Source organism: Achromobacter sp. Marseille-Q0513 (genome assembly GCF_018195695.1).
In the GTDB taxonomy this organism is placed as follows: domain Bacteria; phylum Pseudomonadota; class Gammaproteobacteria; order Burkholderiales; family Burkholderiaceae_B; genus Achromobacter.
This window is the reverse complement of sequence record NZ_JAGTJY010000065.1, coordinates 16,528-28,954: the sequence shown is the minus strand read 5'-3', so window position 1 is coordinate 28,954 and position 12,427 is coordinate 16,528. Positions and strand designations below refer to the sequence as shown.

At 68.0% G+C, this 12,427-nt stretch carries 14 protein-coding genes; 7 read left to right on the top strand and 7 right to left on the bottom strand.

What is annotated here, in order from left to right; translation table 11 throughout:
- The 3 genes from KDH83_RS15140 to KDH83_RS15130 all read left to right on the top strand — a co-directional run.
- The coding region (locus KDH83_RS15140) for a hypothetical protein (protein ID WP_212317225.1) at positions 1 to 200 on the top strand (200 nt) is incomplete at its 5' end.
- Positions 197 to 601 (top strand): tRNA(fMet)-specific endonuclease VapC, encoded by a 405-nt coding sequence (gene vapC / locus KDH83_RS15135; RefSeq protein WP_212317223.1) that lies wholly within the window; start codon positions 197 to 199, stop codon positions 599 to 601. The genes KDH83_RS15140 and vapC, both read left to right, overlap by 4 nt.
- 235 nt (positions 602 to 836) lie before the next feature.
- Positions 837 to 1,310, top strand: a complete 474-nt coding sequence (locus KDH83_RS15130; RefSeq protein ID WP_212317221.1) for a helix-turn-helix domain-containing protein — start codon at positions 837 to 839, stop codon at positions 1,308 to 1,310.
- A gap of 54 nt (positions 1,311 to 1,364) precedes the next feature.
- On the opposite strand, the gene KDH83_RS15125 is transcribed toward KDH83_RS15130, so the two are convergent.
- From KDH83_RS15125 to KDH83_RS15105, 5 genes are all read right to left on the bottom strand, one after another.
- Entirely contained in the window at positions 1,365 to 2,105 is a 741-nt protein-coding gene (locus KDH83_RS15125) for an ABC transporter ATP-binding protein (RefSeq protein ID WP_212317219.1), read from the bottom strand.
- Positions 2,106 to 2,322: 217 nt separating this feature from the next.
- A complete protein-coding gene (locus KDH83_RS15120; RefSeq protein ID WP_103272282.1) occupies positions 2,323 to 3,030 on the bottom strand; it encodes an ABC transporter ATP-binding protein in 708 nt (235 codons plus the stop codon).
- Positions 3,031 to 3,040: 10 nt separating this feature from the next.
- Positions 3,041 to 3,922: a branched-chain amino acid ABC transporter permease gene (locus KDH83_RS15115; protein ID WP_212317217.1), complete on the bottom strand. Its 882-nt coding sequence runs from the start codon at positions 3,920 to 3,922 to the stop codon at positions 3,041 to 3,043.
- 10 nt (positions 3,923 to 3,932) lie between these two features.
- Positions 3,933 to 4,925 carry a branched-chain amino acid ABC transporter permease gene (locus KDH83_RS15110; protein ID WP_212317215.1) on the bottom strand — a complete coding sequence of 331 codons (993 nt, stop codon included), beginning with the start codon at positions 4,923 to 4,925 and terminating at the stop codon, positions 3,933 to 3,935.
- 88 nt (positions 4,926 to 5,013) lie between these two features.
- Complete coding sequence (locus KDH83_RS15105; RefSeq protein WP_212317213.1) at positions 5,014 to 5,949, bottom strand: LysR family transcriptional regulator; 936 nt, start codon at positions 5,947 to 5,949, stop codon at positions 5,014 to 5,016.
- Positions 5,950 to 6,068: 119 nt separating this feature from the next.
- On the opposite strand from KDH83_RS15105, the gene KDH83_RS15100 reads away from it, so the two are divergent.
- Together KDH83_RS15100 and KDH83_RS15095 are read left to right on the top strand one after the other, a co-directional pair.
- A complete protein-coding gene (locus tag KDH83_RS15100; RefSeq protein ID WP_212317211.1) occupies positions 6,069 to 7,301 on the top strand; it encodes an amino acid ABC transporter substrate-binding protein in 1,233 nt (410 codons plus the stop codon).
- 60 nt (positions 7,302 to 7,361) lie between these two features.
- Positions 7,362 to 8,780, top strand: coding sequence for an amidase (locus KDH83_RS15095; protein WP_212317209.1), 1,419 nt, complete (start codon positions 7,362 to 7,364; stop codon positions 8,778 to 8,780).
- Positions 8,781 to 8,855: 75 nt separating this feature from the next.
- On the opposite strand, the gene KDH83_RS15090 is transcribed toward KDH83_RS15095, so the two are convergent.
- Positions 8,856 to 9,749, bottom strand: coding sequence for a LysR family transcriptional regulator (locus tag KDH83_RS15090; RefSeq protein ID WP_212317200.1), 894 nt, complete (start codon positions 9,747 to 9,749; stop codon positions 8,856 to 8,858).
- A gap of 123 nt (positions 9,750 to 9,872) precedes the next feature.
- On the opposite strand from KDH83_RS15090, the gene KDH83_RS15085 reads away from it, so the two are divergent.
- Together KDH83_RS15085 and KDH83_RS15080 are read left to right on the top strand one after the other, a co-directional pair.
- Entirely contained in the window at positions 9,873 to 10,631 is a 759-nt protein-coding gene (locus KDH83_RS15085; RefSeq protein WP_212317198.1) for a cysteine hydrolase, read from the top strand.
- A 77-nt stretch (positions 10,632 to 10,708) separates the two neighbouring features.
- The gene (locus KDH83_RS15080; RefSeq protein WP_212317196.1) at positions 10,709 to 11,371 is read left to right on the top strand and encodes a TetR/AcrR family transcriptional regulator; all 663 of its coding nucleotides are present in this window, start codon (positions 10,709 to 10,711) and stop codon (positions 11,369 to 11,371) included.
- Between the two features lie 43 nt (positions 11,372 to 11,414).
- Here KDH83_RS15080 and KDH83_RS15075 read toward each other — a convergent pair whose 3' ends face one another.
- Positions 11,415 to 12,320, bottom strand: coding sequence for a LysR family transcriptional regulator (locus tag KDH83_RS15075; RefSeq protein WP_212317187.1), 906 nt, complete (start codon positions 12,318 to 12,320; stop codon positions 11,415 to 11,417).
- Between the last annotated feature and the right edge of the window lie 107 nt (positions 12,321 to 12,427).

The window sequence follows — 12,427 nt, the reverse complement described above, 5'->3', positions numbered from 1 at the left end:
CCATGACACTGGAATCCCGCTACAAGATCCGCCCCACCCCGACCATCGCCCTGCAGGAACCCCCGGCCAGGCCCGCCGCCGGCAACCATCGGCGCGCCACCGCGTCCGCCGACAATTCCTGGGACGCCTGGTTCGACGGTGAATCCGTCACAGCCGACTTTCTTGTCGATCGCGACCAGCCGACGGACGATGCCCGATGACGCTGCGGTTCGTGCTCGACACGAACATCTGCATCTTCGCCATCAAGAACAAGCCGAGCAACGTGCGGCAGGCGCTCAACCGGCGGCCCGGCCAGCTGTGCGTAAGCGCGATCACCGCAATGGAACTGCGCTACGGCGCGGAAAAGTCAGCAACCCCGGCCCGCAACCACGCCGTCATCGACGGATTCCTGAAACGCCTGGAAGTGCTGAACTATGACCGCGCGGCAGCCACGCACGCTGGCCGGCTACGGGCGGAGCTGGCGCGGGCCGGCACGCCCATCGGCCCCTACGATGCCATGATCGCCGGCCATGCGCGCTCTCGGGGTTTCGTGCTTGTCACGAACAACACTCGCGAGTTTTCCCGTGTGTCCGGGCTGCGGCTGGACGATTGGACACAGTGACGTTCGATCACGGCGCCGGCTGACCGCCCCAAAAGCGCAGCGTCAACTTGCGCTCGGCCAAAACCAGGGACAGGCATCGACGGCCAGAATCTGCCGCCGCCAGGGCGGTCGCCCCCCTGGTGGATAGCCGTCGCAGCGCTGTCGCGCCCCTGTCGTGCTCGTGTCGTGCCCGTGTCGTATCGCTGCGCCGTCCTTTCGGCTACCTTGGCAGCTCCGAACCAATGGAAGCCGAACCATGTTGATTCAAAAGCTGCGCCTCAAGCGTGGCTGGTCCCAACAGCAGCTGGCCCAGGCCAGCGGGCTGAGCGCCCGGACCATCCAGCGCATCGAAGCGGGCCAACCCGCGAGCGTGGAAACACTCAAGTCCATTGCCTCGGTTTTCGAAGTCGACTTTTCCACCCTGAATACGGAGGAAGCAAATATGGACACGACAATGACGGCCGCCGACGAGGCGGAACGGGAAGCCTTCGCCCATGTCCGCGAATTGCGCGGTTTCTATGTGGCCTGCATGCGCTACGTACTGATCGCGGTGGCGCTGCTCGCGATCAACCTGCTGACATCGCCCCACAACATGTGGTCATACTGGGCGATGCTGGGCCTGGGGCTGGCCCTGGCGGCGCGCGCCATCCGGGTCTACGCGCCCTGGCGGCTGTTCGGTCCGCAATGGGAAAAAGCCCAGGTGGAAAAGCGGCTCGGACGGCCGCTGTGACGACAGCCGGGCCGGGCCATGCCCGGTCCGGTCCCGTCCAGTGCCGTCGTGCCCTCAGTCGATCTTGTAGTCCATCCACGACGCGACCATTTCGCGCAACCCGCCGCCCTCGTCGAAGGCCTCGCGCGATCCCTCCGCCTTGTTGCGGCCCAGCTCCAGGATGTACATATAGTCCGAGATCTCGGCGCAGCGGCGCACGTTCTGGTCCACCAGCACCACCGTCATGCCCTCGTCCGCGAAGCCACGGATCAGCGCATAGATTTCCTTGGAGATCCGCGGCGCCAGCATGGCGGTCGGTTCGTCCAGCAGGATCACCGAGGGCTCGATCAGGAGCGCGCGGCCAAACTCCACGAAACGCTGCTGGCCGCCGCTCATGCTGGACACCGGATCGTCGCGCTTCTGCGCCAGGATCGGAAAACGCTCGTACACAGACTCGATGCGCCGGCGCACGCGCGCCTTGTCCTGCCGGAACGGCCAGCAGCCCAGCAGCAGGTTGTCATGCACAGACAGCTCGCCGAACAGGCTGCGGTGCTGCGGCACGAAGGCCACGCCGTGGCGCGCGCGCTCATGCGAAGGCTGCGCGCTGATGTCCTGCCCGCGCAACGTGATGCGGCCCGTGCGCGGCGGCAGGAAGCCGAACAGCGTCTTGAGCACCGTTGACTTCCCGGCGCCATTGGGTCCGATCACGCCCGTGACCTTGCCCTGCCGGGCCTGCACATTCACGCGGTTCAGGATGGTGATGTCGCCGTGATAGGCCACGGTCACATCTTCCAGCGCAAGCACTGCGTTGCTCATATCCGTCGCTCCTCTGCGCCGCGCGCAGTTCAATCCAATCCAATCCGATCCAACAAGACACCGCCCTCGCCCGAGCCCGGCGCCCTTCATCCGAGATAAACCACCCGCGCCCAATAAAAACCGCCCTCACTCAAGCGGGGCCGCACGGATCCGGCTCCGCCGGTCCGTAGCGGCGCCCCCTAGGGGGAAGCGCCGCAGGCGCTGCGGGGGGGGGACTCTACTCGCCGAGATAGGCCTCGACCACTCGCGGATCGTTCCGCACATGGTCGGCATCGCCCTCGGTCAGGATCGCGCCTTCGTTCATGACAATGATGTGGTGGGACAGCTGGTAGATCGAGGTCAGGTCATGCGACACCAGCACCACCGAGCAATCGTGCTCGACCGGCAACTCGCGGATGACCGAGATCAGCAGCTGCGCCAGCGCCGGGTTGACGCCGGCGAAGGGCTCGTCCAGCAGCACCACCTTGGGCCGCGCGACCATGATGCGCGCCAGCTCCACCAGCTTCTGCTGGCCGCCGGACAGTTCCTCGGCATAGTTGTGCCGCAGCCGGTGCAGCTCGACCTTGCGCAGCCAGTATTCGGACTGGGCGTAGCGCTCGTCGGCGCTGCGCCCGGTTTGCTGCTGCGCGACGTCCAGGTTGTCCAGCAGCGTCAGCTGGCGGAAGATGCGCGGCACCTGGAAGGTGCGCCCCACGCCCAGCCGCGCCACTTCGTGGACCTGGCGACCGGCGATGTCGCGGCCGTCCAGCTCGATGCGACCCTCGTCCGGCGTATAGATGCCGTTGATGCAGTTGAGCATGGTGGTCTTGCCCGACCCGTTCATGCCGATGACGCCCAGGATCGCGCCGCGCGGCACATGCACATCCACGCCTTGCAGCGCCACCAGGCCGCCGAAACGCTTTTTCAGATTGCTGACTTTCAACATGGCGGATCTCCTAGCGCAGCGCCTGGCGGCCGAACAGCCCGCTGGGCCGCACGAAGATCATGGCGACCATGAGCGTGAAGCCGCAGATGGTGGCGATGGACGGATTGAAGAACACCACCGACACCTGCTCGGTGACGCCGAACAGCAGCGCGCCGACCAACGCCCCCACCGGATGGCCCAGGCCGCCCAGCACGATGACGATGAAGCCGATCAGCGTGTAGTCGTTGCCCATGAACGGCGAGAAGGACGGGAACACCATCGCCACCAGCACGCCGCTGGCCGCCGCCAGGCCGATGCCCAGGCCGAAGGCCACGGCCGACAGGCGCTCGGCGTTGATGCCGACGATGCGCACCGCGTCGCGGTTCATGATGATGGCGCGCAGCGCCTTGCCCAGATGCGTGCGGTACAGGAACAGTGCCAGCGCCGCCACGATGGCCAGCGCGATGCACAGCGCCAGCAGCCGCACCGTCGGGACCAGCACCGGGCCGAACTTCAGGAACACCGGCTCGATCTCATAGGGCAGCGAGCGGGCGTCGGCCTCGAAGGCCAGCAGCATGATCGCGCCCAGCATGATGGATACGCCGAACATCAGCAGCAGCGAGCTGATCTCCGGATCTTCGGCCTTGGACAGCCTCGGGATCAGCACGAAGTACAGCAGATAGCCCGCCAGGAAGAAGACGGCGAAGGCCAGCGGCAAGGCCAGCAAGGGGTTGATGCCCAGGTATTCCAGCAGATAGAAGGCGAAATAGGCGCCGAGCACGAGGAATTCGCCGTGCGCGAAGTTGACCACGCGCAGCACGCCGAAGATCACGTTCAGCCCCACGCCGATCAGCCCATAGATGGCGCCCAGGATCAGGCCGTTGATCAGCCCTTGGATAATCAGTCCGGTCATGTCGAATCCCTCAGGCGATGTAGCGACGCAGTTGCGGCTTGCGCTTGATCAGGCTGCCGACGATGCCGCGCGGCAGGAACAGCATCAGCAGCACGATGATCAGGCCCAGCAGCAGCAGGTTCACCACCGGGAATTTCTGCCAGATCAGGTGATCGATGCCCAGCAGCGCCAGCGTGCCGGCCACCGGCCCGAGCACGGTGCCGAAGCCGCCGGCCATGGCGTAGATGATGCTCTTGGCCGTGATCAGCACATGGAACGCGTATTCGGGATCGACCACGTTCGTGTACCAGGCCTCGATGCCGCCGGCCAGCGCCGGGAACAGCGCGGCCAGCAACCAGGCCTTCAGCCGCGTGTTGGGCACGTGGATGCCGACGCAGGCGGCCGCGCCGTCGTCGTCGCGGATGGCCTTGAGCGCGCGGCCCAGGCCCGACGCGGACAGCCAGGTCACCACGGCCAGCGTGGCGCCCATGACGGCCAGCATCGCGTAGTAGCTGTGCGCGGGGTTGTTGGCGTTGGACAGGATGATGCCCATGCTGCCGCCGGTTAAGGACTGCGGCAGGTTGGAGATCACCAGCTTGACGATGGTGGCCAGCGCCAGGCTGACGATGCCGAAATACACGCCGCGCAGCCGCAGCGTGGGCGCCAGCAGCAGCGCGATCGCCACGCCCGTGCCGCCGGCCGCGAGCAGCGACGGCAGGATGGGCCAGCCCAGGATCTTGTAGCAGATGCCGGTGGCGTAGGCGCCCACGCCATAGAACACCACGTAGCCGAACGGCAGGTAGCCGGTGAAGCCCACGCAGATGTTCATGGCGCTGGCCATGGTGATCCACAGCATCAGGTAGAACGCGAACGAGATATTCGACGTCGCGGCGGGGACCAGGGCCAGGCTGACGGTCAGCACGGCAAAGACGGCGATGGCGATACGGGTGCGTAGCCGCTGCGCGCGCTGATCCTGCGCGCGATGCGACGCCGCGCCCGCCGCCAGGGCGGGACTGCTGCTCATGGTGTCTCCTCCGGGCCGCTCGGGATCGGCGGCCACATTTATTTGGAGGCGATTATGAACAGATAAAACTATAACTGCAAGTTAAGGACTAACCCTTATCCAGTCCCTTATTTGCCCCCGGGAAGGCCTCTTCCAGCACGCCGCGCAGCTCCTTGATGAACTGTTGCGCGATGCGCGAAGGCTCCCGGTTGCTGGCATAGACCGCCGAAATATTCAGCGGAATGCGCTCCTGTAGCGGCACGATGACCACGTCCGGCATGGTGTTCTGCATGACCGTGAATTCATCCACCACAGCGATCCCGACGCCCGCATTGACCAGGGCGCAGGCCAGCTGGCTCCAGGGCACGTCGGCGCACATATTGCAGGGCAGGCCGGCCTGCTCGAAGGCGTTCAGCACCAGCATCCCGTAGGGCATGCGGGTGCCGACGATGATGTGCGGATGCGGCGACAGATCGGCCAAGCTGACCACCTCGCGCCCGGCCAGGACATGCCCGCGCGGGATGGCGGCCACCATGCGCCCCACGTGCAGCGGCTCCGACACCAGGAAGGGATGATCGGCCTGCATCACCACCAGCCCCAGCTCGGCCTCGCCCTGCAGCACGTCGGTGATCAGGCTGGGCAGCGCGGTCGTGCCCAGGCGCAGCAGCAGCTCGGGGTGGCGCTGCTGGAAGCGCGCCACGGCGCGCGGCACCAGGTACTGCGCCAGGCTGGGAATGGACGCCAGGCGCAGCACGCCCGTGCCGTGCTCGGCCAGCGCGTCGGCCAGATCGTTGACCCGCTGCATCATGCGCTGCGTCTTCTCGATCTCCTCGAACAGGCTCTGCACCTGCACGGTCGGCTGCAGCCGCCCACGCACCCGCTCGAACAACGTCACCCCCATCGCTTTCTCGGTGTGGGCGAGCATGCGGCTGACGGCCGGCTGGGAAATATTGAGCAGCCGCGCGGCGCCGCTGATGGACCCGGCCATCACCACGGCCCACAACATTTCGGTCTGTCGGTAATTCAATTTACTCAAGGCGTGCACTCCATGCCTATTTGTTATACGCTACTTCCCGTATTGCGCAAAAACTGCTCAATACCGCTCGCGATCTGTCCCCAAGACCAGGTCCGGGATCGCATATTTATAACGATTGGAGACATCCCATGTTTGGCAAATCCTGGCTGTACCGCCTGCCCGCGCTGGCCCTGGCCGCCGCGGCGCTGACGCCGACCCTCGGCGCCGCCCAGACTTCCGACAAGCTGCGCATCGGCATGACGGTATCGTCCACCGGCAGCTTCGCGCTCGCCTCGCAATCCGGCGTGCGCGGCGTCGAGCTGTGGGTCGACGACGTCAACCGCCGTGGCGGCATCGAGATCAAGGGCAAGAAATACCCCGTCGAACTGGTCAAGCTGGACGACCGCAGCGACAAGCAGATGGTCACGCGGGTCTACGAACGCCTGATTGTCGATGAAAAAGTGGACCTGGTGTTCGCGCCTTTCGGTTCCACGCTGACGGCCGCCGCCGCGACCGTCACGGAACGGCTGGGCAAGTACATGATGGTCTGGTCCGCCGCCAGCGACGATCTGTACCGCCAGGGCTTCAAGAACATGGTGTCGGGCACGCAGATGCCGGTGTCGGCCATGCTGCGCGCCAACATGGAGATGGCCGCCAAGCTGGGCGTGAAGAAGGTCGCGCTGCTGTATTCGGACGAACCCTTCCCCGCGGGCCTGGCCGAGGGCGGCAAGGAGCAGGCCGCCAAGAACGGCATGCAGGTCGTGATGTTCGAGAAGTACCCCAAGGGCCAGAAGGACTTCAGCACCATCCTGCAGAAGGCCCGCGCGTCCGGCGCCGAGGCGCTGGTGCCGACCTCCTACGAGGGCGACCTCATCAGCATGACGCGCCAGATGAAGCAGCTGGACATCAACTTCCCGTACGTCTTCATGGTGTACGCGTCCACGCCGCAATTCCAGGCCATCGGCGCCGACGCGGACTACATCTACAGCCACACCAACTACCATCCCGCGATCAACTGGAAGGTCAACGCCGGCATGACGCGCGAGCAATTCGCCACGTCCTATGACCGCCTGTTCCCCAAGGCCGAGTTCCCGCCCGATTTCCAGACCGCGCTGGCCTACGGCGCGGGCGCGCTGACCGAAGAGATCGTCAAGCAGGCGGGCAACACCGACGCCGCCGCGCTCAAGAAAGCCTCGCTGGACCTGTCCGGCAAGCTCACGGTGATGGCCGGCCCCTACGCCATCGACGAGACGGGCAAGCAACTGCAGATGCCCTTCCCCGTCGTGCAGCTGCTGCCGGGCAAGCAAATGGCGCCCGTCTGGCCTGAAGACGTGGCCACCGCCAAGCCGGTCTACCCCATGCCTGCCTGGAACAAGCGCTGATCGCGCGCATCGCGCCGGGCCGCGCCGCGCGCGCGGCCCGCGCACCAACCCGAGGAAAACATGTCTGACATCGCATTTGCCACGCTGAGCGAACTCGCCCTGGGCCTGGCCGAGGGACGCCACAGCTCGGTGGAGTTGGCGAAGCACTTCCTGGACCGCATCGGCCGCGCCAATCAGGCGCTGCACGCCTATGTGAGCGTGGATGCCGACAGCACGCTGCGCCTGGCCGAGGCCGCCGACGCGCGCCGCCGCGCCGGCTACGGCCTGCTGGGCCCGCTGGACGGCGTGCCCGTGGCCATCAAGGACCTGTGCGACATCGAAGGCCAGGTCGCCACCGCCGGCTCGCAGGCCTGGCGCCAGCGGCGCGGCACGACCACCTCGACCGCCGTGGCCAGGCTGCTGGCGGGCGGCATGGTGCCGCTGGGCAAGCTGCACATGGTCGAGTTCGCATTCGGCGGCTGGGGCACCAATCCCGTGATGGGCACGCCGCGCAATCCCTGGGACCTGGAACACGCGCGCATTCCGGGCGGCTCGTCCAGCGGCTCGGGCGTGGCCGTGGCCGCCGGCCTGGCGCCCGCCGCGCTGGGCTCGGACACGGGCGGCTCGGTGCGCATCCCGGCGGCGCTCAACGGCGTCACCGGCCTGAAGACCACGCGCGGGCTGGTCAGCCTGCATGGCGCGGTGCCGCTGTCCGGCACGCTGGACTCCATCGGCCCGCTGACGCGCGACGTGCGCGACGCGCTGCTGCTGACGCAAGCCATGGCCGGCGCCGATCCGAGGGATCCGCTCACGCAGGGCGTGCCGGCCTTCCTGATGCCCGAAACGCCCGCCGGCGCGCAGCCCCTGCGCGGCATGCGCATCGCCATGATGCCGCCGGCGCAATACCCGATCGAAGTGGATGGCGCCGTGCTGGCCGCGCTGGACGACACGCGCCGCGCGCTGATCGAACTGGGCGCCGAGGTGCGCGAAACGCCCTTCCCGTTCGACTTCCACGACATGATGCTGCGCAATGGCGTGATCATCGCCGCCGAAGCCTATGCGCTGCACCGCGAATACATCGAGGACGACTCCCTGCCGTTCGGCAGGCATGTGCGCGCCCGCGTGCTGGCGGGCAAGGCCACGGGCGCGGCGGACTACGTGCTGGCGCTGCAGGCGCACGCCCGCGCCTGCGCGGCCTGGGCCGAATGGATGCGCGGCGCCGACGCGCTGCTGACGCCGTGCCTGCCCTTCGCCGCCTGCCGCCTCGAAGACGTCGACGAAACGGCGACGCCGCTGGCGGCCTTCACGCGCGCCGGCAACTACGTCAACGCGTCCGGCCTGGCGCTGCCGGCAGGCTTCACCGCCGACGGCTTGCCCGTGGGCGTGCAACTGCTGGGCAGCCCCCACGGCGAGGCCGCGCTGGGCCGTATCGGCATGGCCTTCCAGGCCGCCACGGACTGGCACCTGCGCCGTCCGGACCTGGGCGCGGTCGGACTCTAGGCTCTCGCCCCGCGCGGTTCGCACGCGGGCCGTCCCGCCCGCGTGCGCAGCCGCCTCGCACGCTGCTGCGCGCTCTTACAGCGCCGATCCCAGGCCCAGCAGGAACTCGGCGGCCAATCTGTTTCGCGGCGAGCCGTGGCGCGCCTTCTCGTACACCACCGCAAGCGGCGCGCCGATGCTGTCGTAGCCGTTCAGCACCGGAACCAGCCGGCCTGCGTCCAGCGCCTGCGCCACCACGTAGCGCGGCGCCTGCAGGATGCCGCGCCCGCTTTCGGCCAGCGCCAGCAGCGCCGCCGCGTGGTCGCTGGCCACGGGGCCGGCCGGAAAATGGCGGTATTGCTGCCCGTCCCTGGCAAAGGTCCATGGCCGGAACTGGCCGCTGTTGGCCATCACGTAGCGCAGGCAGTCATGCCCCCCGAGCGCGTCCGGCGTCTCGGGCGCGCCGCGCCGCCGCAGATAGGCCGGCGCGGCCACGGTCAGGAAGCGATGCGGCGGCAGCGGCCGGGCGACCAGGCGCGAGTCCGGCACCTCGCCCAGCATCACGGCCAGGTCGTAGCGTTCGGCGGTCATGTCGACATGGCGGTCGGTCAGCATCAGCTCGATGTCCAGCCCGGGATGCGCGTCCAGCCACGCCCCCAACGCCGGCGCCGCCACGTACTGGCCGAAACTCACCGGGATGCAGATGCGCAGCTTGCCGCGCCAGGGCTGGGGTCCGCCGGACAGCATGCCGCGGGCATCCTCGATGGCCGTCATGCCCTGGCGGCACGCCTCGAAGAAGGATTCGCCATCGCCGGTCAGCGTGATCTGGCGCGGCGATCGGTGAAACAGGCGCACGCCCAACTCGGCCTCCAGCCGGGCCACCGCCTTGCTGACCGCGGACGGGCTGAGCTGCAAAACGCGCGCCGCGCGGGTGAAGTTGCCGGCCTCGGCGGCGCGGACAAAGGTGCTGATATCGCTGAAGGGGTCCATGGGATTCGGTCGATGGCCTTTTATCTATGCCCTAGATTCATAGTTACTTGGACTTTAATCCTCTTATCATGCCTGTGAATCATTCATATAGTCGATCCCGCCTTCTTTGAAAAGGGATCCACCATGTTGAAACTCAGCCAGAACCTGTTCTCCAAACTGTTCCTGATGTCCGCGCTGGGCGCCGGGGCCAGCGACGCGACCGCGGCGTCGCCCCGGCTCGAGGCCTCCCCCGGCAAGGCGCCCGACGCGACCCTGCACATGCCGCCGCCGCTGGCGCCCGGCCAGGGCCGGGCGGCGCTGGTCATGATCGAATTCGTCCACGAATGGCTGGCCCCGGATGGCCGGCTGCGCGGACTGATCCAGGACGAACGCCAGTTCGCCCTGTCCCAGGAAGCCGGCGGGCAGGCGCTCGCCGCCGCCCGCAAGGCCGGCATGCCGGTGATCCACGCCACCTTGCAGCTGTCGCCGGACTACCGCGAATTCGGCCGCGCGCGCTTCGGCCTGCGCGGCGCCATCCCGCAAGCCGGCACCTGGCAGAAGCAGAACTCCGGCTGGCAGTTCCACGGACCGTTCGCCCCGCTGCCGAATGAGTTCGTGATCAGCGGCCGCGCCGGCGCCAGCGCCTTCGCCGCTTCAGACCTGGATAACTACCTGCGCGCCCAGGGCATCACCCGCCTTTACCTGGCGGGCTATGCCACCCATGTGTGCATCGAATCCACGCTGCGCGCGGCGCACGACCTGGGCTATGAGCCGGTGGTGCTGAGCGATGCCACGGCGGCGTTCACCGCCCGGCAGCAACAGCATGTGCTGGAAGAGGTCGTCCACCACTTCGGCTGGGCCATGCCGACGCGGGCGTTCGTCGATTCGCTGATTCCTCTTTAGAATTCGGCTGATGTCCACGGCGCCGGCGCTTCACGCCGCCGCGCGCCGGCGGCCCGCCCCATCGAAGGAATGCGCCCATGTCCCGACGCGAGAAAACCGAACGCCAGATCCTGCAGGCCCTGGAGGAACAGATCCGGGAAACGGGCATGGGCGGCGTCGGCATCAACGCCATCGCCAAGCGCGCCGGCGTCAGCAAGGAACTGATCTACCGCTACTTCGACGGCATGCCCGGCCTGATGCTGGCCTGGATGCAGGAACAGGATTTCTGGACGCGCAATCCCGGCCTGCTGCTGTCCGACGAGGCCAGCCAGCGCACGCCAGCCGACCTGGTGCTGTCCATGCTGCGCGCGCAGGTCGAGGCGCTGGCCGGCAACGACACCTTGCGCGAAGTGCGGCGCTGGGAGCTGATCGAACGCAATGAGGTGTCGGCCCCGCTGGCCGAGCGGCGCGAACGCGCCGCGCGCGACTTCATCGACCGCATCGACGGGCTCAGTCCCGGCCTGGACGCGCCCGCCGTGGTCAGCGTGATGCTGGCCGGCGTGCTCTACCTGACGCTGCGCGCCAAGACCGAAAGCCATTTCCTGGGCCTGCCGCTGCGCGAACCGGAAGGCTGGCAGCGGATCGACGCGGCGCTGGCGCACCTGGTGTCGGGCGGCTTCCCGGAGCCGCTGCGCAGCGCCTCGCTGGCCGAGCTGGAGGCGGAACACAAACCGCCCGCCGCGCCCGACGCCGAGCGCTGATCCGGCATGGGATGGCGCTGACGGCGGCCATGCCGCCGCCGCGTCACGCCGGCTCGCAGGCCTCGCGCAGCAGGGCCTCGAGCCAGTCCGCGAACACCTGCACCCTGCGCGACGGCAGCCGCCGCTGCGGATAGAGCAAGGTCATCGGCATGGGCGCGGGCGGATGGTCCTGCATCACGGCCACCAGCTCGCCCGACGCAAGATGCTGGCGCACGTCATAGGCCGGGATCTGGATCAGCCCCAGCCCGGCCAGGCAACTGGCGATATAGGCTTCGGCATTGTTGACCGTGACGCGGCCGGGCAGCGTGCGTATGCGCGCGACCTGCCCTTCCAGCCATTCCCATGGCGCGACGCGGCCCGTGGACGGCGAGGCGTAGTGCACGCAGGCATGCGCGTCCAGGTCCGCCGGCGTGCGCGGCACGCCGTGGCGCGCCAGATAGGCCGGGCTGGCGACGTTGATGAGCGGCAGCTTGCCCATCGTGCGCGCCACCAGTCCGGAATCCGGCAGCTCGCCCACGCGCAGCGCGCAATCCACGCCTTCCTCGATCAGGTTGACGGCACGGTCCGTCACGCCCAGCGTGATGTCGATCTGCGGATACGCGTCGAGAAACGCGGGCAGCGCCGGCGCCACGATCAACCGCCCCACCCGGCCCGGCACGTCCACGCGCAGCACGCCGCGCGGCCCGACCGAGGCCTGGCGGAACAGGTTCTCGGCCTCTTCCATGTCTTCGATCAGGCGCAGGCAGCGCGCGTAGAAGACCTCGCCCTCGCGCGTGGGCGCGACCTGGCGCGTGGTGCGGTTCAGGAGCCGCGCGCCGACCCGGCCCTCCAGTTCCTGGATGGCCGCCGACACCGTGGAACGGGGCAAGCCCAGCGTATCCGCCGCGCGGGTGAAGTTGGCGCATTCGACGACGCGGGCGTAGACGCGAAACAGGTCGATCCTATCCATGCGGGATCCGGCCGCGAGCCGGCGTATGAGTCGATGAGGGACGGGCGGCGCGGAAGCGCCAACCCGGCTGGCCGAAGCCGAAGCCGAAGCCGAAGCCGCCAGAATGT

Excerpts from the sequence above, each read along its gene's own strand:
- vapC (WP_212317223.1), top strand. The coding sequence starts at position 197 with ATGACGCTGCGGTTCGTGCTCGACACGAACATCTGCATCTTCGCCATC.
- KDH83_RS15130 (WP_212317221.1), top strand. The coding sequence starts at position 837 with ATGTTGATTCAAAAGCTGCGCCTCAAGCGTGGCTGGTCCCAACAGCAG.
- KDH83_RS15125 (WP_212317219.1), bottom strand. The coding sequence starts at position 2,105 with ATGAGCAACGCAGTGCTTGCGCTGGAAGATGTGACCGTGGCCTATCAC.
- KDH83_RS15120 (WP_103272282.1), bottom strand. The coding sequence starts at position 3,030 with ATGTTGAAAGTCAGCAATCTGAAAAAGCGTTTCGGCGGCCTGGTGGCG.
- KDH83_RS15115 (WP_212317217.1), bottom strand. The coding sequence starts at position 3,922 with ATGACCGGACTGATTATCCAAGGGCTGATCAACGGCCTGATCCTGGGC.
- KDH83_RS15110 (WP_212317215.1), bottom strand. The coding sequence starts at position 4,925 with ATGAGCAGCAGTCCCGCCCTGGCGGCGGGCGCGGCGTCGCATCGCGCG.
- KDH83_RS15100 (WP_212317211.1), top strand. The coding sequence starts at position 6,069 with ATGTTTGGCAAATCCTGGCTGTACCGCCTGCCCGCGCTGGCCCTGGCC.
- KDH83_RS15095 (WP_212317209.1), top strand. The coding sequence starts at position 7,362 with ATGTCTGACATCGCATTTGCCACGCTGAGCGAACTCGCCCTGGGCCTG.
- KDH83_RS15090 (WP_212317200.1), bottom strand. The coding sequence starts at position 9,749 with ATGGACCCCTTCAGCGATATCAGCACCTTTGTCCGCGCCGCCGAGGCC.
- KDH83_RS15085 (WP_212317198.1), top strand. The coding sequence starts at position 9,873 with ATGTTGAAACTCAGCCAGAACCTGTTCTCCAAACTGTTCCTGATGTCC.
- KDH83_RS15080 (WP_212317196.1), top strand. The coding sequence starts at position 10,709 with ATGTCCCGACGCGAGAAAACCGAACGCCAGATCCTGCAGGCCCTGGAG.
- KDH83_RS15075 (WP_212317187.1), bottom strand. The coding sequence starts at position 12,320 with ATGGATAGGATCGACCTGTTTCGCGTCTACGCCCGCGTCGTCGAATGC.